General features: G+C 42.2%; 18 protein-coding genes. 5 read left to right on the plus strand and 13 right to left on the minus strand.

The window, feature by feature from the left end; all coding sequences use genetic code 11:
• The first annotated feature begins 29 nt into the window (after positions 1-29).
• The 5 genes from recG to leuB all read left to right on the plus strand — a co-directional run bounded on the left by recG (position 30) and on the right by leuB (position 7,102).
• The gene (gene recG, locus DZC72_RS13360) at positions 30-2,162 is read left to right on the plus strand and encodes an ATP-dependent DNA helicase RecG (RefSeq protein ID WP_125223404.1); all 2,133 of its coding nucleotides are present in this window, start codon (positions 30-32) and stop codon (positions 2,160-2,162) included.
• Between the two features lie 107 nt (positions 2,163-2,269).
• Positions 2,270-3,688, plus strand: coding sequence for a 3-isopropylmalate dehydratase large subunit (leuC, locus tag DZC72_RS13365; RefSeq protein ID WP_125223405.1), 1,419 nt, complete (start codon positions 2,270-2,272; stop codon positions 3,686-3,688).
• A 36-nt stretch (positions 3,689-3,724) separates the two neighbouring features.
• Positions 3,725-4,321 carry a 3-isopropylmalate dehydratase small subunit gene (gene leuD, locus DZC72_RS13370; protein ID WP_125223406.1) on the plus strand — a complete coding sequence of 199 codons (597 nt, stop codon included), beginning with the start codon at positions 3,725-3,727 and terminating at the stop codon, positions 4,319-4,321.
• A gap of 121 nt (positions 4,322-4,442) precedes the next feature.
• On the plus strand, positions 4,443-5,954 hold the full coding sequence (locus DZC72_RS13375) for an alpha-isopropylmalate synthase regulatory domain-containing protein (RefSeq protein ID WP_125223407.1): 1,512 nt from the start codon (positions 4,443-4,445) through the stop codon (positions 5,952-5,954).
• Positions 5,955-6,046: 92 nt separating this feature from the next.
• Positions 6,047-7,102, plus strand: a complete 1,056-nt coding sequence (leuB, locus tag DZC72_RS13380; RefSeq protein WP_125223408.1) for a 3-isopropylmalate dehydrogenase — start codon at positions 6,047-6,049, stop codon at positions 7,100-7,102.
• Between the two features lie 72 nt (positions 7,103-7,174).
• Here leuB and DZC72_RS13385 read toward each other — a convergent pair whose 3' ends face one another.
• The 13 genes from DZC72_RS13385 to DZC72_RS13445 form a co-directional block, all read right to left on the minus strand.
• A complete protein-coding gene (locus DZC72_RS13385; protein ID WP_125223409.1) occupies positions 7,175-8,437 on the minus strand; it encodes a serine hydrolase domain-containing protein in 1,263 nt (420 codons plus the stop codon).
• Between the two features lie 97 nt (positions 8,438-8,534).
• Positions 8,535-9,734: an MFS transporter gene (locus DZC72_RS13390; RefSeq protein WP_125223410.1), complete on the minus strand. Its 1,200-nt coding sequence runs from the start codon at positions 9,732-9,734 to the stop codon at positions 8,535-8,537.
• Positions 9,735-10,042: 308 nt separating this feature from the next.
• A complete protein-coding gene (locus DZC72_RS13395; RefSeq protein WP_125223411.1) occupies positions 10,043-11,635 on the minus strand; it encodes an NADP-dependent glyceraldehyde-3-phosphate dehydrogenase in 1,593 nt (530 codons plus the stop codon).
• 10 nt (positions 11,636-11,645) lie between these two features.
• On the minus strand, positions 11,646-12,896 hold the full coding sequence (ilvA, locus tag DZC72_RS13400) for a threonine ammonia-lyase IlvA (RefSeq protein WP_125223412.1): 1,251 nt from the start codon (positions 12,894-12,896) through the stop codon (positions 11,646-11,648).
• A 33-nt stretch (positions 12,897-12,929) separates the two neighbouring features.
• Positions 12,930-14,405 carry a ketol-acid reductoisomerase gene (ilvC, locus tag DZC72_RS13405; protein ID WP_125223413.1) on the minus strand — a complete coding sequence of 492 codons (1,476 nt, stop codon included), beginning with the start codon at positions 14,403-14,405 and terminating at the stop codon, positions 12,930-12,932.
• Positions 14,406-14,469: 64 nt separating this feature from the next.
• On the minus strand, positions 14,470-14,997 hold the full coding sequence (ilvN, locus tag DZC72_RS13410; protein ID WP_125223414.1) for an acetolactate synthase small subunit: 528 nt from the start codon (positions 14,995-14,997) through the stop codon (positions 14,470-14,472).
• Positions 14,998-15,064: 67 nt separating this feature from the next.
• On the minus strand, positions 15,065-15,646 hold the full coding sequence (locus tag DZC72_RS13415) for an O-methyltransferase (protein WP_125223415.1): 582 nt from the start codon (positions 15,644-15,646) through the stop codon (positions 15,065-15,067).
• A 3-nt stretch (positions 15,647-15,649) separates the two neighbouring features.
• On the minus strand, positions 15,650-17,383 hold the full coding sequence (gene ilvB, locus DZC72_RS13420; protein ID WP_125223416.1) for a biosynthetic-type acetolactate synthase large subunit: 1,734 nt from the start codon (positions 17,381-17,383) through the stop codon (positions 15,650-15,652).
• Between the two features lie 26 nt (positions 17,384-17,409).
• Complete coding sequence (ilvD, locus tag DZC72_RS13425) at positions 17,410-19,092, minus strand: dihydroxy-acid dehydratase (protein WP_125223417.1); 1,683 nt, start codon at positions 19,090-19,092, stop codon at positions 17,410-17,412.
• Positions 19,093-19,460: 368 nt separating this feature from the next.
• The gene (locus tag DZC72_RS13430; RefSeq protein ID WP_125223418.1) at positions 19,461-20,300 is read right to left on the minus strand and encodes a 5-oxoprolinase subunit C family protein; all 840 of its coding nucleotides are present in this window, start codon (positions 20,298-20,300) and stop codon (positions 19,461-19,463) included.
• Positions 20,293-21,030 (minus strand): 5-oxoprolinase subunit PxpB, encoded by a 738-nt coding sequence (pxpB, locus tag DZC72_RS13435; RefSeq protein ID WP_125223419.1) that lies wholly within the window; start codon positions 21,028-21,030, stop codon positions 20,293-20,295. The genes DZC72_RS13430 and pxpB overlap by 8 nt, the downstream gene beginning before the upstream one ends.
• On the minus strand, positions 21,027-21,770 hold the full coding sequence (gene pxpA / locus DZC72_RS13440; protein WP_125223420.1) for a 5-oxoprolinase subunit PxpA: 744 nt from the start codon (positions 21,768-21,770) through the stop codon (positions 21,027-21,029). Before pxpA ends, pxpB begins: the two co-directional genes overlap by 4 nt.
• Positions 21,770-22,963, minus strand: a complete 1,194-nt coding sequence (locus DZC72_RS13445; protein ID WP_125223421.1) for an Nramp family divalent metal transporter — start codon at positions 22,961-22,963, stop codon at positions 21,770-21,772. The genes pxpA and DZC72_RS13445 overlap by 1 nt, the downstream gene beginning before the upstream one ends.
• Positions 22,964-23,111 lie beyond the last annotated feature (148 nt).

The following is a 23,111-nucleotide window of genomic DNA, read 5'->3' on the forward strand; positions in this document are numbered from 1 at the left end:
TTACAGATGGGAAGTCCTAATTTAGTCGGATGAATGCCGGATTCCTTCAAACGCCTATTGTGTATCTCAAAGGTGTAGGCCCCAACCGGGCCGAAACCCTACAAAGTGAATTGGGTATTCATGTCTATCAGGATCTCTTAAACCTGTTTCCCAATAGGTACATTGACAAGACCCAATATTATAAAATAGGCCAGCTGCAGAAAAGTAATGCGGAGGTTCAAATTGTGGGCAAAATCATCCATCTAAAGACCGTGGAACAAAAACGCGGTACCAGATTGGTTGCCAAATTTGTGGACGATACCGGAGAAATAGAACTAGTGTGGTTCCGGGGACAAAAATGGATCAGGGAAAATCTAAAGCTGAATACACCGTATGTAATTTTTGGAAAGTGCAATTGGTTTAACGGTAGTTTTTCTATGCCCCACCCGGAGATGGAGCTCCTTTCAGAACATGAAAAGAGTCTTAGAATCCATATGCAACCGGTGTATCCCTCAACGGAAAAATTGAGCAATAAGGGCATTACAAATCGCGTATTGGGCAAACTGGTACAACAGCTTTTTGTGGAAACAAAAGGAAAATTTTCAGAAACCTTATCCGATAAAATTTTATATGAATTAAAACTGATTCCGAAGAGCGAGGCACTTTTCAATATTCACTTTCCCAAGAATCAAGAATTATTGGCAAAAGCCCAATTCCGATTGAAATTCGAGGAGCTTTTTTACCTGCAACTACAGTTGATTGCTAAAAACATGCTCCACAAGCAGAAAATCAAAGGCTTCAATTTTGATCAAGTAGGCACCCTGTTCAATGATTTTTATGCCAACCATTTGCCTTTTGAACTTACAGATGCCCAAAAAAGGGTACTCAAGGAAATAAGGGCCGACTTGGGCAGCAATGCCCAAATGAACCGACTGTTGCAGGGTGATGTTGGTTCTGGCAAAACCATCGTAGCCGTAATGACCATTTTATTGGCCATAGACAACGGCTTTCAGGCCTGTTTGGTAGCCCCCACCGAGATATTGGCCAATCAGCATTATAACGGCATCAAGGAATTGTTAGCAGGAACCGGGGTAACTTGTGAGCTTTTGACGGGTTCGGTCAAAAAAACGGCCCGAAAACCAATACATGAACAACTGGAGAATGGGGAACTCCATATTCTTATCGGGACACATGCCGTGCTAGAGGACAAGGTAATATTCAAGAACCTAGGTTTAGCGATAATTGATGAACAGCATCGGTTTGGTGTGGCGCAACGTTCCAAGTTGTGGCATAAGGGGAGTCCAAGAAATGGGGAGGTTGGAGGGGCTACTCCACCACACATTTTGGTCATGACGGCAACACCCATTCCACGTACCTTGGCCATGAGCCTTTATGGGGATTTGGATATTTCGGTAATCGACGAATTACCGCCGGGAAGGAAACCTATAAAAACCGTACACCGATATGACTCTAACCGTTTAAAAGTGTTTCAGTTCATTCGGGATGAAATTAGAAAAGGACGACAAGTGTATGTCGTCTACCCTTTAATCCAGGAATCCGAAGCATTGGACTATAAGGACCTGATGGATGGTTATGAAAGTATTGTTCGTGATTTTCCACAACCTGAATATCAAATTTCCATAGTCCATGGGCAAATGAAACCTGAGGATAAGGATTACGAAATGGAGCGCTTTGTGAAAGGAGAAACCCAAATTATGGTTGCTACCACGGTCATTGAGGTCGGTGTAAATGTTCCCAATGCCTCCGTCATGATCATAGAAAGTGCGGAACGCTTTGGGCTATCACAACTGCATCAATTGCGTGGTAGAGTGGGTAGAGGAGCCGACCAAAGTTTTTGTATTCTAATGACAAGCTATAAGCTAAGTTCCGAAGCCAAGACCCGATTGGAAACCATGGTACAAACCAATGATGGATTTGAAATAGCGGAGGTAGATTTAAAACTTCGAGGTCCAGGAGATATTTTGGGAACACAACAAAGTGGCATGCTAAACCTTAAAATTGCCGATATCGTCAAGGACAATACAATTTTAAAATCAGCGAGATATTTTGCCATGCAATTATTGAAAGACGACCCTTCTTTAGAAAAACCGGAAAATTTGGTAATTAGACATTTCTATGCCGAATTGGTAAGGTTCAAAAATATCTGGAATTATATTAGTTGATGGCCATTTTTAACAGATTTCAATTTTGAACATCGTAATTTAAACATGTCCCAATTTCCTAAAAATCCTTGTTTTTAATACTTTTACACTCTTACATTATAAAGATTATGAGCGCAACAAAAACGTTATTTGATAAGGTGTGGGATTCCCACGTAGTACATAAAATTGAGAACGGTCCAGATGTCCTGTTCATCGACCGTCACATGATTCATGAAGTAACGAGCCCTGTAGCCTTCCTGGGCCTAAAAAACAGAGGTATCGGTGTTTTATATAATGAAAGAACTTTTGCAACAGCGGATCACAATACGCCAACAATCAACCAACACTTGCCTGTAGCGGACCCTCTTTCCGCAAACCAATTGAAAATGCTGGAGGAAAACGCCAATGAACACGGTATTTCTTACTGGGGATTGGGTCATGAAAAGAATGGAATCGTTCACGTTGTTGGACCGGAATATGGTATTACCCAACCTGGGGCAACCATTGTATGTGGGGATTCCCATACTTCTACTCACGGTGCATTTGGAGCTATAGCCTTTGGTATAGGTACATCTGAGGTGGAAATGGTTTTGGCCACACAGTGTATCATGCAGCCCAAACCAAAAAGAATGCGTATCAATATCAACGGTGAACTCAGTAAAGGGGTAACCCCAAAAGATGTCGCATTGTTCATAATTAGTCAATTGACAACTTCAGGGGCTACCGGATATTTTGTGGAATATGCTGGGGATATCTTCCGAAATATGAGTATGGAAGGAAGAATGACCGTGTGTAACCTAAGTATAGAAATGGGTGCACGTGGTGGTATGATTGCACCAGATGAAAAAACTTTTGAATACATAAAAGGTCGCGAGTTCACACCCTCTGGTGAGGCTTGGGACAAGGCCATGGCCTACTGGGAAACCTTATATACCGATGCCGATGCAATCTTCGATAAAGAACTTACATTTGATGGTTCATTGATCGAACCAATGATTACATACGGTACAAATCCAGGTATGGGTATGGGAATCTCCAAAGATATACCTTTGGCTACGGCTACCCAAGGTGGGACCAGCAGCTATAAAAAGTCCTTGGAATATATGAAGTTCAATGAAGGAGAAAGTATGATGGGAAAAACCATCGATTATGTGTTCCTGGGAAGTTGTACGAACGGAAGAATAGAGGACTTTAGGGCATTCACTTCTTTGGTCAAGGGTAGAAAAAAGGCGGACAACGTCACTGCCTGGTTGGTGCCTGGCTCCCATAAGGTAGAAGCGGCCATTAAGGAAGAAGGTTTATTGGACATTTTAACAGAAGCTGGTTTTGAACTGAGGGAACCTGGGTGTTCCGCATGTTTGGCCATGAACGAGGATAAAATTCCTGCAGGAAAATTGGCCGTGAGTACTTCAAACAGGAATTTTGAGGGTAGACAGGGCCCAGGTGCCAGAACAATTCTTGCAAGTCCGCTGGTTGCTGCCGCAGCTGCCGTAACCGGTAAGGTCACAGATCCCAGGGAATTGATGGAAGAGGTTGCTATACTCTAGTTCACTAACCAATAACACACTAACAACTATTATAAAATGGCATACGATAAATTCAACATATTAACATCAACAGCAGTTCCGTTACCCATAGAGAATGTGGATACGGACCAAATTATTCCAGCCAGATTCTTAAAGGCCACGGAAAGAAAGGGCTTTGGAGATAACCTTTTTAGGGATTGGAGATACAATCAGGACAATAGTCCTAAAAAGGATTTTGTACTGAACGATCCTACCTACAGTGGTAAAATATTGGTCGGAGGTAAAAACTTTGGCTCGGGATCATCCCGAGAGCATGCCGCTTGGGCCGTCTATGATTACGGATTCAGATGCGTAGTATCTAGTTTCTTTGCCGATATCTTTAGAAATAACTGTTTAAATATTGGGGTGCTTCCGGTTCAGGTAAGTGCGGCGTTCTTGCAAAAAATATTTGATGCCATTGAAGCTGACCCAAAAACTCATTTAGAGATTAGTTTACCAGAGCAAAAAATCACCTTGTTGACGACAGGTGAAAGCGAAAGCTTTGAGATAAACGGATATAAGAAAAACAACATGATGAACGGATTTGATGATATCGATTACTTGTTGAACATTAAAAAGGACATTGAGACGTTCGCGGCCAACACACCACTCTAATTATAATCCAGAACTTTAGGATGAAACCGATATGTTCAAAATAATATACAGGATGAATAGTCCGACATTATTTTTAACATCAAAGGTTACATGTGACCATTGAAAATCAATAGAAAAACACATGAAAAGAATGTTGGAAATTATGGATACCACCTTAAGGGATGGTGAACAAACCTCTGGAGTATCCTTTTCTGCCTCGGAAAAACTTACCTTGGCCAAATTGCTTTTGGAAGAACTCAAGGTAGACCGTATTGAGGTGGCCTCTGCCCGTGTTTCTGAAGGTGAATTGCAGGCAGTACAACAAATTACAAAATGGGCAAAACCTAATAATTACTTGGATAAAGTGGAGGTTTTGACTTTCGTTGATGATGGGGTCTCTTTGGAATGGATGGAAAAAGCGGGCGCCATTTCACAAAATTTATTGACAAAAGGCTCTCTAAACCATTTAACATATCAGTTAAAAAAAACACCGGTACAGCATTTTAAAGAAATTGGTGAAATTTTTAAGGCAGCTTCAAAAAGAGGTTTTATCAATAACATTTATCTGGAGGACTGGAGCAATGGTATGCGAAATTCCAAGGAATACGTTTTTCAGTTTCTGGACTTTCTTTCCACACAACCCATAAAGAGGCTATTGTTGCCTGATACCTTAGGTGTACTGACTTACAACGAGACCTATGACTATATTTCTGAAATCGTTCAAAAATATCCGGATTTACATATAGATTTTCATGGCCATAATGATTACGACCTAGGGGTAGCCAATATCATGGAGGCCGTTAAAGCCGGTTGCCATGGTCTGCATTTGACCATTAATGGTATGGGCGAAAGGGCAGGTAATGCGCCAATGGCCAGTGCTATCGCGGTAATAAACGATTTTTTGCCCGGAGTACAAATAAACCTTAACGAAAAGGCGCTTTATAAAGTCAGTAAATTGGTTTCTGCCTTTACAGGGATCAGTATACCATCGAACAAGCCTATTGTAGGAGACAATGTTTTCACCCAGACCGCCGGAATCCATGCGGATGGCGATAGTAAAAAGAACCTATATTTCAGCGATTTGATGCCCGAGCGTTTTGGAAGGAAACGTAAGTACGCCTTGGGTAAAATGTCCGGAAAGGCCAATATTCAAAAAAACCTGCAGGAGTTGGGGCTTACCCTAAATAATGATGACCTCAAAAAGGTTACGGCAAGAATCATTGAATTGGGGGATAAAAAGGAACGAGTCACTAAAGACGACCTACCCTATATCATTTCCGATGTCTTAGATACGGATTACCAACAAAAGGTCTTTGTAAAATCCTATGTATTGACCCATTCCAAGGGGTTACGTCCCTCCACTACCCTATCCCTTGAAATTGATGGAAAGACTTTTGAGGAAAATGCCTCTGGGGACGGTCAATACGACGCTTTCATGAATGCCTTGAGAAAAATATACAAATCCCAAAATATGGTATTGCCAAGATTGACGGATTATGCCGTGAGAATACCGCCAGGAAGTGCTTCGGATGCACTGTGTGAAACGGTCATTACCTGGGATATTGACGGGAAGGAATTTACATCTCGTGGTCTGGATTCGGATCAAACGGTATCGGCTATAAAGGCTACGGAAAAAATGTTGAATCTTATATAGTTATAAGTTTATCGCTATAAGATTTGAGACAGAAGATTTGAGATTTGATCAACTTAAAACTTTAAACTAAGAACTAGAAACTAAAAACAAATATGAAACTAAACATAGCACTATTGGCGGGAGACGGAATAGGCCCGGAAGTTATAGATCAAGCAGTAAAAGTGTGTGATGCCATTGCAAGTAAATACGAACATGAAATAACCTGGAAACCAGCATTGACCGGTGCAGCTGCCATTGATGCGGTTGGCGAACCGTATCCAGACGAAACCCATGAAATCTGTGCCGGTTCAGATGCGGTACTATTCGGTGCCATAGGCCATCCAAGATTTGACAACGATCCTACGGCGAAGGTCCGCCCAGAACAGGGACTATTAAAAATGAGACAGAAATTAGGGTTGTTTGCCAATGTGCGTCCTACATTTACTTTTCCTTCTTTGATAGATAAATCCCCTTTGAAAAGAGATAGAATCGAAGGTACCGACCTTATAATTCTCCGTGAACTCACCGGGGGTATTTACTTTGGGGAAAGAGGAAGAAAGGATGATAATCATACAGCCTTTGACACCATGACCTATCAAAGGTTCGAAATTGAGCGATTGGCCAAAAAAGGATTTGAAATGGCCATGAAGCGTTCCAAAAAACTGTGTTGTGTGGATAAGGCCAATGTATTAGAATCTTCCAGATTGTGGAGGGAGACCGTACAGGCGATGGAAAAGGACTATCCGGAAGTTGAAGTTTCCTATGAGTTTGTGGACGCTACGGCCATGCGTTTAATCCAATGGCCCAAAGGATATGATGTAATCATTACCGCCAATCTTTTTGGGGACATTTTAACCGATGAGGCATCCGTAATATCAGGTTCTATGGGATTAATGCCGTCGTCTTCCGTAGGTAGCAAAGTATCATTGTACGAACCAATTCATGGTTCCTATCCGCAAGCTGCCGGTAAGGATATCGCAAACCCATTGGCAACAGTTTTGTCAGCAGCCATGATGTTTGAGGATCTGGAATTGACGAAGGAAGCCGAAGAAATCAGAAGGGTGGTCAATAAATCCTTGGCCGAGGGTATCGTGACGGAAGATTTGGCCGAAGGTGGCAAGTCTTATAAAACCAGTGAGGTTGGGGATTGGCTGGCCAAAAGTATCTAAACAAATCATATTCAAAAATAAAAAACCCTCAACAGTATATTGAGGGTTTTCATTTGAATATCACTTACACAATTATAAGCTCGCCAAAGCATCGGGTGATAGTTCATATATATGTTTAACAATGGCCCTTAGGTCCGGTATAACATGTTTTGCCAAACCTGAATGGTTGTTCATAAGTACACAAATACCCAAATCTGCATCCGGGAATAGGGCAATTTCATTTCTGTAACTATTGACACTGCCTCCATGATGTACTATGGTTTCCTCTTTATTGGTTGTTTCATTCTTCATTGTGTGGATTCTCCATCCAAAAGCATAAGCTGATTTTAAGTGTCCTTCCCAACGTTGATAATACTTATTGTTCTCGTTCAATTCGATAAAAGGCTCAAAAGCTTTTTCCAAGTTACTTTTTGCCATAACGGAAGTATTATGTCCCAATAAAAAGCGCATCCATTTACCCATATCATCTGCACTGGCATCGATGCCGCCCGCAGCCACAGCGTTATAATAATTGTCCTTTAACGGCAAAATTCGCCAACTATTGCCACTTCTTACGTGGGGCTCTGCAATATTCCCCATTTTTAAAAAAGACGCATGGTCCATTGATGTACGTGACATACCCAAAGGACCAAAAAAATGTTGTATCAACAATGAATTGATATTTTGGCTTGTTGCCCGCAACATCACTTCCTGCGAAAGAGCGAACATGGCATTTTGATAACTATATTGAACTCCTGGCTCACTAAGAGGTTCCACTTCCCTAAATTGCACGGCAATTTTATCCATTGCCAAACCTGCTTCCACCAAATTCGTATAGCTGTGATACGGAGCCCCTGAAGTATGGGAGAGTAAATGGGCGATTTTTATTCCCCTGGTATTTGTACTATCCCCAAAAACAAATTCAGGTAGATAATCGGTAACCTTGTCCATAAAATCAAATGCACCTTCCTCCACTAATTTTGCAGCCAAAACACCCGTAAATCCTTTGGATAAAGACCCTAAACGAAAAACTGTTTCCGCATTAACCGGAGTACCTTTATCATTATTGCGTTTTCCAAATCCTTCTGCCAATATGATGGAATCTCCTTTGACAATACTCACACCGGCCCCAGCTATTTCCCCAAATTTTAACGCCTCGTTAAAGTATTGATTGATAGCCAGTTTCAAAGCCCTCTTTCGGGAAGCATATATTTTGGCTTCCTTTTGCATGGCCATCCGTTGTTGAAATTCCTCTGGAGAAACCTCTTCGACTTTCGTATCTATGGTCGCAGCGGAAAAAACAAAAAGAATAAGCACCAAAAATAAGGAGCCAAAAACAAGTTTAAATCGATACACTTTGGAAAATGGTTTAAGTATAACTTCTAACGCAGAAATTAGAAATTCATTACGGCCAAAATCATAAAGTTGTGAAAATACTGAATTCCGATGTCAACTAAGAACTTAAAGCCACTTCACTTGATTTTCTTAGTCTTTGTTTTCGGTATAGAAATATGGCCACTGCCAATATAACCCCAGAAGCGGCCAAGATTCCCCCAACCAAACTAGAGTAAATTACATCAAATCCAAAGACCATGGGCAACCCAGCTAGGTAGGCCCCCGATGCATTTCCCATGTTAAAAGCGCTCTGGTTCATGGAAGAACCCAACATTTCGGAACCCTTGGCCGTATTTATAATGGCCATTTGAATGGGAGTGGAAACCGTAAAGGCAATGGCGCCAATTAAAAAGGTAAAAACCATAAGCATATACGGATTGGTAGCAATAAACATGTTGATGACCAATACCACGGACATCACGGACAAACTGATGATTACGGCCTTTAAGGGAGAAAATAGCTCGGCCATTTTCGCTCCCACAAAATTCCCAAGCACCATTCCCAATCCAGCGAGCATCATGGCATACCCTACATAGTGATCATCCAGTCCGGCTACATCGGTAATCAAAGGCGCAATATAACTGTACCATGCAAAAAATCCTCCCGTACCAATGGTCGTAAGGGCAATCATGGCCCATAACTGCTTATTTTTTAAAGCGTCCGACAACTTTACTTGGGGAGTATTGCCAGAGGCCTCCATTCGGGGCATCCAAAACTGCAAGGTTGTCAACGTCAATACACCGATAATGCCCACCAAAAAGAAAGAGGTGCTCCAACCAAATTCCTGACCAATATACGTTCCCACTGGAACTCCAATGACGTTCGCCACCGTTAATCCTGAAAACATTATGGCAATCGCTTGTGCCGATTTTCCATTTTTTGCCAATTTCATGGCTACAACAGCTCCAATCCCAAAAAATGCACCATGGGGTATCCCCGATAAAAATCGCAGTACCAGCAGGATACCATAATTGGAGGCTAGACCGGATAGGGAATTGAATACGGTAAACCATATCATTAAGAGAAACAGCATTCGTTTTGGCGATAGTTTCGAACCTAAACTTGTCAACAAAGGAGCTCCAACTACGACACCAAAGGCATAGGCCGCAATAAAATGCCCTGCCTGGGAAATTGTAATGTCCAGGGCCGTGGACACTTCCGTAAGTATACCCATAATCACGAACTCTGTAAGCCCAATGCCGAACCCCCCTATGGCCAAGGAGAAAAGTGCTTTTTTGTTCGTCCGTTCTAAATTCATATTAATCTCATTCGTTTTAGCGATACAAAATTAGGGAACTTACTCGCCAAAAATCATTAGTGCATTATCCTATTTATGTTCAATATTAACTCAATCCCTTAACAAATTGTTAGTTATTGATAAAATGCCATATTTCCATGTATAACTTAATAAAAAAAGAGGCTGTCTAAAAAGTCATTTCCACTGTCAGTTCGAGCGGAGTCGAGAATTTCAACATTTTGGTTTTTAACGTATCTCGACTGCGCTCGATGTGACTTATGAATAGAGTTGTGACTTTTTTGACAGCCTCTTAATTCTGTTATTTAATCTTAAAGAATGTAATCCGTACTCACAAAATTCGAAACTTTCGCTTCTAATAATTGCTGTACGGTTTCAGTATTCAAGTCGTTATCCTTAAAAGCTACAAAAGTACGTATGGAAAATGAGCGAAGGGCATCGTGTACACTAAGTGTGGCTTGCGCGGAATCCTTTCTTCCCGTGAACGGATATACATCTGGACCTCTTTGGCAAGAGCTGTTCAGGTTTACCCTGCAAACCAAGTTAACCAATGTATCGATCAATGGGGAAAGTGTATACACATCCTTACCAAAAAGGCTTACTTGTTGGCCGTAGTTGCTTTCGGCCATATCGTCCAAAGGTTCTTCAATATCTAAAAAGGACAATACAGGAATAATAGGTCCAAATTGCTCTTCCTGATAAACACGCATATCCTTTGTCACTGGATAGAGCACCGCTGGCCAAATGTAATTATCAAAATGCTTCCCACCTTTTTTATTCAAAATCTTGGCCCCTTTGGCAACGGCATCATCTATGAGTTCCTGAATGTAAGCCGGTTTATCGGGTTCTGGCAAGGGTGTCAATTTTACCCCATCGTCCCATGGGTTTCCAAACTTCAGTTTATCCACTTCTTCGGTAAATTTCTTAAGGAAATTTTCCCGTACATCCTCATGAACATAGATGACCTTCAAAGCCGTACACCGCTGACCATTAAAAGATAGGGTGCCTGCCAAACATTCGTTGATGGTCAGGTCCATATCCGCATCGGGTAAAATGATAGCCGGGTTTTTGGCCTCCAGCCCCAATACTAATCTCAATCGGTTGCTTTTGGGATGCTGATCTTGTAGAGCATTTGCAGATTTACTGTTGCCTATCAAGGCCAAAACGTCCACTTTTCCTGTTTGCATGATTGGTGCGGCAACTGTACGTCCCCTACCAAAAAGGATGTTTACTACGCCTTTGGGAAAACAGGCTTGGAAAGCTTCCAACAATGGGGTAATCAAAAGAACCCCATGTTTAGCGGGTTTAAATATGGTGGTATTCCCCATAATAATGGCAGGAATCAATAGGGCAAATGTCTCGTTCAGTGGATAGTTATAGGGTCCCAAACAGAGCACTACGCCCAAGGGTCCGCGCTTTATATGTGCATAAACCCCATCATGTTTCTGGAATTTGGCCGCATTTCTATCCAGGTTCTTATAGTCCTCAATGGTGTCCTCCACATATTCGACTGTTCTATCGAACTCCTTTTGGGAATCTGGCAGGGATTTTCCAATTTCCCACATAAGATACTTTACAACGATATCCCTTTTGGTTTTCATATGTTTCACAAAATTCTCCATACAGATGATTCTGTCGCGCACGTGCATGGTTGGCCAAACACCCTGACCTCTATCATAGGCCTTTAGTGCCGCATTTAAGGCTTCCAATGCCTGCGGTTCCTGTAAATCCGGAACACTTCCCAATAAAGTGGGGCTATATTCCTGGGTGGATGAAATGGTGGAATATACATTGGTCATGGGACCCGACCACTCCGTTAATTTTCCATCTATTAAAAATTTGGTCTGATGTATAGGTTCTTCGATTGCAAATTTCTTAGGTATGTTGATGTTACTTTTGCTCATAGTTTCAATTTTATACTAAATATTGAAATAAATCCGGTTTGTCGTTAATATAATCCCCAAAAAAATTATTGGCCTTCATGCGTTCCATCAAAGGCTTTAAATCCTCTGGATTTTTCAGTTCGATTCCCACAACGGCCGGAGCATTTTCCTTGCTGGATTTTTTGGAATACTCAAAATGCGTAATATCATCCGTTGGCCCTAAAATTTCAGCAACAAATTGCTTAAGGGCTCCTGGTCTTTGGGGAAATCTTACGATTAAATAGTGTTTTAATTTGCCATATAAAAGGGCGCGCTCCTTTATTTCCGCTGTTCTGGTAATATCATTATTGCTACCACTGACGATGCACACAATATTCTTTCCTTTTATCTCCTCTTCATAGGTATCCAAAGCCGCAATACTCAATGCGCCCGCGGGTTCCACCACAATTGCATCCCTATTGTACAAATCTAGAATAGTTTGACAAACCTTCCCTTCATGTACCGTTACGATATCGTAAAGATGTTCCTTGCAAATGGCAAAAGTGAGGTCGCCAACCTTTTTTACCGCGGCCCCATCGATAAACTTATCGATATGTTCCAATTCTGTATTCCGATTTTTCTTTATGGATGTTTTCATGGAGGGTGCCCCAAGGGGTTCCACACCAAGAATTTTGGTCTGTGGCGAAAGATTTTTAAAAACAGCAGAAAGTCCAGATGCCAATCCACCCCCACCAATGGCCACAAATATATAATCTATAGGTTCTTGGGTTTGTTCCAAAAGCTCCAAACCAACCGTACCCTGGCCCTCGATAACCTTGGGGTCGTCAAAAGGATGTATAAATGTTTTGTTTCGCTCCATGCAGTATTTCATGGCAGCATTGAAGGAATCATCGAATGTATCGCCCTCCAAAACCACGGTCACCCATTCCTCACCGAACATCTGTGTTTGTTCCACCTTTTGCCTAGGCGTGACGGAGGGCATATAGATCGTTGCCTCTATTTTTAAATGCTTACAGGCAAAGGCCACACCTTGCGCATGGTTGCCGGCACTGGCACAAACTACACCATTTTTACGTTCTTCTTGGGAAAGTGAATTGATTTTGTTATAGGCTCCCCTGATCTTGTAGGATCTAACCCGTTGAAGGTCTTCCCTTTTCAAATATATGTTTGCACCAAATTGTTTTGACAAACGTATACTGGTAGTAAGCGGCGTTACCTCCGATACTTGCCGAATGGTCAACGCCGCTTTTTCTATATCCTCTACCTTTGGGAAATACTCCATACGATGAACGGTAAAGGTCTGATTTATCAAGTATTAAACAATAGGTTTCATAGCGGTCATAGATTCCCTTAGTCTGGCTCCAACCACTTCAACTGGGTGTTCCCGTAATTTTTTGTTTACGGCGATAAGCTTCGCATTGTCCACCCCATTGCCCTTGCTTTCACCATAATGTTTTCCAATAACATCGGTGTCTATATTTTTCATAAAGTCGGCCAACAAAGGTTTACATGCATGATCGAACAAGTAACAGCCGTATTCCGCCGTGTCTGAAATAACTCGGTTCATTTCGAATAGTTTTTTTCTAGCGATGGTGTTGGCAATCAACGGTGTTTCATGCAAGGATTCATAATACGCGGATTCGCCAATGATACCGGATTCGGTCATGGACTCATAGGCCAATTCCACACCGGCGCGCACCATGGCCACCATCAAAACGCCATTGTCATAATATTCCTGTTCAGAAATTGAAACGTCCCCGGCAGGTGTTTTCTCAAAAGCCGTTTCCCCTGTTTCTGCCCTCCAGGTCAATAGGTTCTTATCATCGTTCGCCCAGTCCTCCATCATGGTCTTCGAGAAATGACCGGTCATAATATCGTCCATATGCTTTTGGAACAAAGGCCGCATGATATCCTTTAATTCTTCGGAAAGTTCAAAGGCCTTTATTTTGGCGGGATTGGACAAACGGTCCATCATGTTGGTAATCCCCCCGTATTTCATACCCTCCGTAATAGTTTCCCATCCGTATTGAATCAATTTGGAAGCATAACCGGGTTCGATTCCCTTTTCAATCATTTTGTCGAAACAAAGAATGGAACCTGTTTGTAACAAACCACAAAGGATGGTCTGCTCACCCATTAAATCGGACTTTACCTCCGCAACGAAGGAAGATTCCAACACACCGGCCTTGTGACCACCTGTGGCGGCGGCATAGGCTTTGGCCTGTTCCAGTCCCTTACCCTCTGGATCGTTCTCCGGATGTACGGCAATTAAGGTAGGAACCCCAAAACCCCTTTTATATTCCTCACGTACTTCAGAACCAGGACTCTTGGGTGCGACCATGATCACCGTAAGATCCTCTCGGATTTTTGTTCCCTCTTCAACGATATTGAATCCATGGGAATAGGACAAGGTGGCGCCTTTCTTCATCAAAGGCATGACGGCTCCTACTACTTGGGTATGTTGCTTGTCCGGGGTAAGGTTGATGACCAAATCTGCACTAGGAATCAATTCCTCATAGGTTCCAACCGTGAAACCGTTCTCAGAGGCATTGAGGTATGATTGTCTCTTTTCCTTAATGGCGGCATCCCTCAGTGCATAAGCGATATCCAATCCGGAATCCCTCATGTTCAATCCTTGGTTCAAGCCTTGGGCACCGCAGCCTACAATTACAATTTTCTTTCCTTTTAACGCAGTTACGCCATCGGAAAATTCCGAGGCATCCATAAATCTACATTTTCCCAATTGAGTCAATTGGTCTCGTAACGATAGCGTATTAAAGTAGTTTGACATTTTATTTCTCGTTTTTAAGTGTGATTTTTCCCTAAGGGATTTGATTAATTAGTTTTCAAATGTATTAATTGTGCTGAAACTCTTTCAATAAAGAAGTAATCTGCATTTCATCCTTGGTCACTGATATTCTGCCAGAACGTACAAATTGCATGATACCAAAAGGTTTCAATTGTTCGTACATTTCGTCGATCTCGAACCTTCTACCGCTTTTTGCCAAAACGAAAAACTCCCTTGAAACGGTGACTATCTGCGAATTGCTTTCTTTAATGATGTTCTGGATTTGGCGCTCATCGAACAATAGGTTGGATGCGATTTTAAAAAGGGCCGATTCCTGATAAATGGTTTCATCATCTGTATGGTAAAAGGCCTTTATGACCTCTATCTGTTTTTCGATTTGCCCTACGATATTGTGCACCCATTTCTCAGTAGTGTGAACCACTATGGTAAATTTGGACACTTGGTCAATTTCTGATTTGGATACGTTCAAACTTTCAATATTGATATGTCTTTTTAAAAATATCCCCGATATCCTATTGAGTAACCCTACATTATTTTCGGAATATACCGATATGGTAAACCATTCATTTTTCATCTTTTAACCCAAAATTCATTGCCACTTTTTGTGGCGGTTAATTATTAAATGGACCTATAGTCCTTCCTTATCTTGTTTTCACGGCCAATACGATACCCGTTGACCAGCTCATTTTCGTTACATTTAGATCCTCCCTATTTTCCAAATACGCAACCAGTTCGGCTACATTTTTTTCATGTCCTTGGGGCCAATTTGGCTGTGCCAACATATCGTCAACTACATAAAAACCACCTACTTTCAACAATGCCAAGGCTTCTTCCAATTGGTCATATTTTCCGGGCCATGCATCGGCAAAAATGAGGTCGAACTTTTCACCATCGTAACTATTAATCCATTCCGCTCCGTCCTTACAAACAATCTCTACCCGATCATCCGCTCCAAAGAAAGATGCTGCGATTTCAATCAAATCAGCATCATTGTCTACGGTTATCAATTTTGATTTGGCATCCAACCCATCGATCATCCAGGATAAACTCAACCCTATACCCGTTCCCAGTTCCAAGAACCTCCCTTTGGGTTTGGAGCTGACCAAGGTTTTTAACAAGGTGCCGACATATACATCAGAGGACATGGTAAATCCAAACTCATCGCATTTATCCTGTATCGCACTATACACCTTTGGGAAATCCTGTACGTTGGAATGGTCCATAGACTATTTCAATCTGATTTCGGATACCGCCGCACCGGATGGTATCATTGGGAAAACGTTATCTTCCTTCTCTACCTTTACCTCCAAGAAATATGGGTTTTTTGAAGCCATCATCTCTTGAACGGTACTCTTTAAATCCTTTCTTTCGGTTACTCTTTTTGCCTCAATATGATAGCCTTCCGCGATTTTTACAAAATCTGGATTGGTCATTACCGTAGAGGCATATCGTCGGTCAAAGAACAATTCCTGCCACTGGCGAACCATTCCCAAATGGTCGTTGTTCAACACCACGATCTTCACCGGAACGTTATGTTGAAAAATCACCCCTAGTTCCTGAATGGTCATTTGATACCCACCATCGCCTATAATGGCAACAACCTCCCTATCCATGGCACCCATTTTGGCCCCGATTGCTGCGGGAAGGGCAAAGCCCATAGTTCCCAGTCCACCTGAGGTAATGTTGCTTTTGGATTGTTTGAATTTTGCATATCTGCAACCAATCATCTGGTGTTGACCTACATCAGTAACGATGACCGCATTTTGGTCCGAAGCCAAGTTTATTTCCTCGATGACCTCGCCCATGGTAAGACCTTGCTTGGTAGGATAAATGTCATTTTTTATAACCGTATCATATTCTATTTGGTACTTCTCGGCGAACAGCTGAAGCCATTCTTTGTGTGAATTTGGGTTTATCAATGGTAATATCAAACCTAAAGTTTCCTTGGAATTTCCAAGAACGGCGACGTCTGCGTGGACATTTTTATTGACCTCGGCAGGATCAATCTCAAAATGGATCACTTTTGCCTGCTTTGCATAATCTTCCAAACGTCCTGTGACCCTATCGTCAAAGCGCATTCCTATAGCAATCAACACATCACACTCATTCGTCAAAATGTTGGGACCGTAATTTCCGTGCATTCCCACCATACCCACGTTCATAGGGTGATCGGTATCCAAGGCCGATGCGCCCATAATGGTCCAAGCAGCGGGAATCCCCGCTTTCTCAACCAATTGCTTAAGCTCTTCCTCAGCCTTGCCAAGAATGACGCCCTGGCCCCAAACGATGAATGGTTTTTTAGCGTTATTGATCAAATCCGCCGCCTGCTTTAAGGCCTCAGGATTTGGTTTTGGCGCAGGCTTGTAACTTCTTACCCCAGTACATTTTGTATAACTGAACTCCAGTTCATCAAACTGAGCATTTTTGGTAATATCGACCAACACCGGACCTGGGCGACCGGATTTAGCAATATAAAAGGCTTTTGCCATGATTTCCGGAATTTCGGAAGCCTTGGTCACTTGATAGTTCCATTTTGTGACAGGTGTTGAAATACCAATGATATCCGTTTCCTGAAAGGCATCGGAGCCCAATAAATGTCTTGGCACCTGACCTGTAATGCATACCAAGGGCGTAGAATCTATCTGTGCATCTGCCAATCCGGTGACCAAATTAGTAGCACCTGGACCCGAGGTGGCCATGGCAACACCTACCCTACCCGAAACACGGGCATATCCCTGGGCAGCATGGGTCGCTCCTTGCTCATGTCTTGTTAGGATATGCGTTAGCTTATCCTGAAACTTATATAGTTCGTCATAGACAGGCATAATGGCCCCACCAGGATAGCCGTAGATTAAATCGACCCCTTCGGCCAACAAACAATGGATAATGGCTTCCGCCCCACTGATCTTAACCGATTTTTGCTGTTGCTGAACTGTCTTTTTTTCTTTCAATGTTTCCATATCAAACAATTAGAAATACCCCTAATTTAAAATTCATCGGTAACACAGCCTTTGGCTGCAGACGACACACTTTTGGCGTATTTGTATAACATTCCTCTTTTGGCCTTTAATTCTGGAGCCACCCACTTTGATCTTCTCGCTTCCAATTCGGCATTGGAGATTTCAATATCAATGGTATTGTTCACGGCGTCAATGGAAATAATATCCCCATTCTCCACCAATGCGATGTTCCCTCCAACCTGCGCTTCCGGCGAAACATGGCCCACAACAAATCCGTGCGATCCACCAGAAAAACGGCCATCCGTAATCAAAGCGACATCCTTGCCCAATCCGGCTCCCATGATGGAAGAGGTAGGTTTCAACATTTCCGGCATTCCGGGTGCACCTTTTGGCCCTTCGTAGCGAATGATCACCACATCGCCTTTTTTCACTTTCCCGTTCTTGATACCTTCGTTCACGGCCGTTTCGCTATCAAAAACATTAGCGGTTCCTCTAAAGGATAGTCCTTCTTTGCCCGTAATCTTGGCGACCGCGCCTTCCGTAGCCAAATTCCCGAACAAAATACGTATATGTCCTGTTTCCTTAATGGGATTGTCCAACGTATGTACGATTGACTGTCCCTCTATCAAATTAGGAACATCCTTCAAATTCTCAGCAAGCGTTTTACCGGTAACCGTCAAACAATCACCATGCAACATATTATTATCCAACATGTATTTTAAAACCCCGGGAATACCACCTACTCCATGGAGGTCTTCCATGGAATACTTTCCACTTGGTTTTAAATCGGCCAACAACGGTGTATTGTCACTGATTTTCTTGAAGTCCTCCAAGGTGAATTCTATCTGGGCGGCCTTGGCAATCGCCAAAAAGTGGAGCACGGCATTTGTAGAGCCCCCTAGAACGGTTACCAATCTAAATGCGTTCTCCAAGGATTTTCTGGAAACGATATCCGATGGTTTTATGTCTTTCTCCAATAATAGTCGCAAAGCCTCTCCAGCCTTAACGGACTCTTGCTCCTTTAGGTTGCCATCACTTATGGCCGGATTGGAAGAATTGAAGGGTAACGACATTCCCAAGGCCTCAATGGCCGATGCCATGGTATTGGCCGTGTACATACCACCACAGGCGCCCGCACCGGGACATGCCTTGTGTATGACTTCCTTATATTCCTCTTCATCGATATTTCCGGCAACTTTTTGTCCGTAAGCTTCAAAAGCGGAAATAATATCCAACTTTCTGCCATTATGACAACCTGAAGCGATAGTTCCCCCATAAACCAATATAGAAGGTCGGTTCAAACGCAACATGGCCATAAGGGCACCCGGCATATTCTTATCACAACCTACCACAGTTATCAATCCGTCATAGGCCATAGCTTCCACGACCGTTTCCATGGAATCTGCGATGATATCCCTTGAGACCAACGAATAACGCATACCCGGTGTTCCATTGGCAATTCCGTCACTAACGCCGATGGTATTGAATATCAAGCCCACCAATCCTGCATTGTCCGCGCCCTTTTTTACATGAACGGCCAAATCATTCAAGTGCATGTTACATGGATTTCCCTCGTAACCGGTACTGGCTATTCCGATCAAAGGTTTTTTTAAATCATCATCTGTTAGGCCAATGGCATGTAACATGGCCTGTGCCGCTGGCAATGTTGGGTCTTGGGTTACACTTTTACTGTACTTGTTCAATTCCATTTTTTCGTCTTCTTGCGTAAATTTATAGTTGGCTCATATCAAAGATATAAGTTTAAAATGCGTTCAATTTTTATCCTGTAATCTTGGTTCAAATTCAATTTTACCAAAATTGATTTAATAAACTGTATTTCAATAACTTAGTATTTGTATTTATACCATATTCATTACTTTGGGATTACAGGTAATAGAATAAAAAAAACCTGTATCGGATGGCTCTGATACAGGTTTTTACGTCAATGAAAAATCTATATCATTCCCTGTTGGAAATAATGACGATTTCACTGACTATAATGCTTTTCATAATCATAGGGCAATAGTACGTAAATTTTTTGCAAGGCAAAAACATAGTTTTAAAAACGGATCAAAAATTAAATAAACTTAAAGGAAATGGTATTGCCCTCCCTTTTTTGGGCCAGCACTGAAATGGATTTGTCCGAAAGTTGTAGAATTCTTGGATACCCCCCTGTGGTCTGTCCGTCCTTCATAAGAACTATCAATTTTCCTGCGGGAGTGAATTGAACGGTCCCGGGCAAGGTAGCTGAAGTCAATATACTATGTTGATGCCCCTCCAAGGTTTCGGATAATTGGTAGGCCATTCTGTTATTTTCCTTGGACACCGTAAATTCCTTTGAAAACAGGTGTTCCAATTGTCTATCGGTCAACAAATCGAATTCAGGGGCCTTATAGACCTCCAAAACCGTTTCGTCCAATAAACTATCTGCTTTGAGTTCTGAAATTTTGGGGGTAAATCCTTGATGTTCCTCATAGCGAACTTCCTCACCATCCTCCAATCTATTTTTATCCGTTATGGGTACGTAAAAAGAACGGCTACCTAAAATTTCCTTTGACCTGAAACCTCCCTTAATCGCCAAATAGGCTCTGAAGCCCTTTTTAAAACTTCCGTAAGTCAAAACATCCCCGGCCTTCACCTGGTATACCTTATAATTTTGGATAGGCCTATTGTTCAAAGTAACGGAAATCAAGGCCCCTCCCAACACGATGGAGGTTTCCTTTTTAAATAACAATTTGGGACCTGTCATGGTAATCTCAAGGACGGCGCTTCGATTGTCGTTTTCCAATAAGGTATTGGCTTTATAAACCGATTGTTGGTCCATGCACCCCGAAACGGGAACACCTTTCTTCCTGTGGTGAAACCGACCCAAATCCTGTACACTCGTGAAAAATCCCGATTTTAATACCTTAAGCATCCAATAGTACTTTTTCTGGTTTGTAAATTCCTACCTCGGCCTCTATTTTATGGAGTTCATACTCGCCCAAGGAAACTTTTTGAAACTGTATTTTGTCACCAACATTGACAAAACAGGGATTTTTTTTATTCCTATCGAACAAAGGTATCGGGCAATTGCCAATGATGTTCCAACCACCGGGGGATTCCTGCGGATAGATGCCCGTTTGCCTTCCGGCTATACCAACGGACCCTTTTTTCACTTTTAATCTGGGGGTCGGCTTTCTGGGAATTTCCAATTCTTGGGGCACACCTCCCAAGTACATAAAACCTGGGACAAATCCTATTCCATATACCGTATAAACGGATTCCGTATGAAGTTTAATGATATCGTCTGTACCCATTCCTAAACGATTTGCTACTTCGTCCAAATCGATGCCAAAAGCCTTGTCATAACTTACCGGTAATTTCCAAAGCACCTTTTCCCTGGCAACGCCACCTTTGGACCGCTCATACCACTCCTTTATGCTTTGACTGAATTCTGGAAAATCGATTTCAAGTTTTGGATGTACCAATAAAAGCGAATTATAAGCGGATATAGTTTCCCACTCCCTTTCATTTAAACAATCCCTTATTAGAAAGTCTTCGAAATCCAGGATACTCTCCAAAATCGTTTCGCTTACCTCGTTTGGCCATTCGATCAATATCGCGTGCCTTCCATAGGGCTTCAATGAAATTGGGGGATGGATCATTTTTTTAAGGCTATGTGGTGTTTTGGTAATTCCTTCGAAATATACGTTAATATTTGCAAAGCTTCCGGGGTGTCCCCATGTATGCAATAGGTATCTGCCTTTATCCCATTAAATGTATTGGCTACTGTCCTGACCTTATGCTCCGTAACCATATGAAGCACATGTTCCAGTACCTCAACCGGTTTTGTAATAAGTGCGTTTGGAAGTGACCTTGACACCAGGCTTAGATCTTCATTATAATTTCTATCAGCAAAAGCCTCTACCATTATTTTAAACCCTTGCTTTAATGCCAATCTTTCAATAACCGAATTAAAAGGTACAAACAAATTCAATTTGTTTTTATACGGCTCAATAGTTTCTAAAAACAATTGTGCCAATTCCTCATTTTTGGCCAAATCATTATATAGCGCTCCATGGGGTTTTATATGCCCAAGTGCAACAACTTCTCCCGAACATATGAACTCTAATGCACCTATCTGTGAGGCGATACTTTGGGACAATTCCGTAGCATCCATAGAAAGGGATTTTCGGCCAAAATTCTCTTTATCCGGATACGAGGGATGTGCCCCGATACCTACGCCATACCTCTTGGCCAAGCGCACGGTAGTTATCATGGAATCCCGATCACCGGTATGACCCCCACAGGCAATGTTGCAACTGGAAATATAAGGAAACAATTGGGCCTCGTTCGCAACTCCCTCACCTACATCACAATTGATATCAATAGAATATATCTTCATTATAGCACTTCCAAAACCTTTAAAATACTCTTTATCCCTAAGAATACAGCCAAAATAACAATGGAAATCCCCATTAGGTTTTGAAGGGCGGTATTCCTATTATCTCCCATCAAGGTACTTCTATTGACCACCCATAACAGAAAAATGGCAATTACGGGCAGCAGGATTCCGTTGGCAATTTGCGCAAATTTGATTACTTCAATAGGTTTGATATCAAAGGAAAGAAAAAATACGCCCAAGCCCAAAATGACCATCCAAACCATTCTAAACTTGGCGTCTTTTAGTCCGTTCTTCCAACCAAAACAATTGGCGGCCACATAGGCCGCGGCCAAGGGTGCCGTTATGGCCGATGTCACCCCAGCGGCAAAAAGACCCATGCCCATGAAGTATCGGGCACTTGTTCCATACAGGGGTTCCAAGGCCTTGGCCATGTCCATCACGTTATGGACCTCCTTCAAATCTACCGATGCCGCGGCTACAATAATGCACATGGAAACGATTCCTCCCAATAGTATGGATACGTAGGTATCGCGCTTCGCTAGGTTCAAATCTTTTTTAGACTTCCATTTCTCACTTACCAAGGAGGCGTGTAAAAAGAGATTGTATGGTACTACGGTAGTGCCTACCAAGGCAATTACGGTGAGGATATTTTCATTGTCCACCTTTGGAATAAAGAGTCCTTGCAATACCATCATCATATTAGGCTTTGTGAGTAGGGCGGTGATTACAAAGGAAAGGCTCATAAGAATTACCAAGGAGATAAAGACCTTTTCCAAAACCTTATAATTACCAATATATAAAAGGATGAAGGCCAGAAAACCGATTATAACAGGATAGTATCCTGCCTGGGAAATCCCGAACAATGCCTCCAGACCCAAGGCACCGCCTCCAATGTTTCCCGCTTCATAGGCAGCATTGCCAATGACAATGGCCGAAAGGATAATCCCAACCACCATCATTCTAACATATTTATGGGCCAATTCCTGCTTGATTACTTCTGCCAATCCCTTTTGGGTGATGATGCCCAATCTGGCCGACATTTCCTGCAATACCATGGTTGCCAAAACCGAAAGCAACATGGCCCACAAGAGGGCATATCCAAATGAAACCCCGGCCAACGTACAGGCGGTTACCGTTCCCGGACCAATGAAGGCGGCCGCGACGAGGACTCCAGGACCCATTTTTTTAAACATACGGTAAAAAAATTTCGGTTTTGCTAAAGATAGCTTCAATTATCCTAAAAATCTCCCTTTAAAAAAATAGTAGTTCACAACAATTTTAACATTTCAAAATGCCGTTTATCTAAAAAAATGTCATTCGTCTAAAATCCGGATGTCATAC

Source organism: Maribacter algicola (assembly GCF_003933245.1).
Lineage (GTDB): Bacteria > Bacteroidota > Bacteroidia > Flavobacteriales > Flavobacteriaceae > Maribacter > Maribacter algicola.